This window comes from Amycolatopsis sp. SID8362, from assembly GCF_010550475.1.
Taxonomy (GTDB): Bacteria; Actinomycetota; Actinomycetes; order Mycobacteriales; family Pseudonocardiaceae; genus Amycolatopsis; species Amycolatopsis eburnea.
Map to the genome: position 1 here is coordinate 1 of NZ_JAAGNB010000272.1, position 913 is coordinate 913.

A 913-nucleotide genomic window follows, 5' to 3' on the forward strand; every position below is an offset into this window, starting at 1 on the left:
GTCGTGAGTGTTCAGTCGGGTTAGAACCCGACTGAACACTCACGACCATCAGGCGTCGAGTTCGGCCAGGAGTGCCTCGATGTCCTCGCGCTGGCCCGACGCCTCCTCCGGCAGCCGGGCCAGGGCGGCAGTCAGCACCTCGCGGGCCTCCGCCACCTTGCCCAGGTCGCGCCACAACCGTCCACTGAGGACGTCCGCCGCGACCGCCGGGCCCTCGGCGTCCATGGCCCGCAAGGCTTCCGCCGCCGCCGTGGCGCGGGGGAGTGCCTCCGCCGGACGGTCCAAATTGGCCAGCAGGCGAGCCGCGTCGTACGCCGCGAAGGCGCGCTCCCACTCGAAGTGCGGACCCTCGCCCGTCACGGCGTCCGCTTCGGCCAGTGCTTCCTCCGCTCGCGCGGGCTCGCCGGCCCACAGCCACGACAGTGCCGCCCGGCGCCGGTTGCGCAGCTCCTCCGCCGGCAGTTCGGCCGTGTGGAACCGCGAAGCCGCGGCCGCGAAATCCGCCGCCGCTTCGGCGTCCCGGTCCAGCCGGTCGAGGACCTCCGCGCGGGACTCGGTCGCCTGCCCCGCCGCGGCCTCGTTCCCCAGCGCCGCGAAGTGCTCGGCCGACGCGGCGAACAGCTCCGCCGCCTGGACTTCCCGGTCCAGCTCCTGGCACGCCCGCGCCAGCAGGTACCGGCCGCGCGCCAGTTCGTGGCCCACCTCGGCCCGCTCCAGGACCGCCTCCGCGTCCTCGATCGCTTCGGCCGCTTCTTCCGGACGGCCGGCGTCCAGCGACGCGGCCGCGAACTCGACCCGCGTCACCGCCGCGTCCACCTCGGCCCCGAGCGCGGCGAAGTCGGCGACGGCCGCCCGGAAGGCGGTGGCGGCGTCCTCGGGACGGCCCAGGTCGTTCGCCAGGTGCCCGCGCACC

The 913-nt window shown here is 75.5% G+C and carries 1 protein-coding gene; it reads right to left on the reverse strand.

The features are described 5' to 3' along the window. Nucleotides 1–48: 48 nt before the first annotated feature. On the reverse strand, nt 49–913 hold an 865-nt coding region (locus G3I65_RS09045; RefSeq protein ID WP_203612324.1), incomplete at its 5' end, for a hypothetical protein.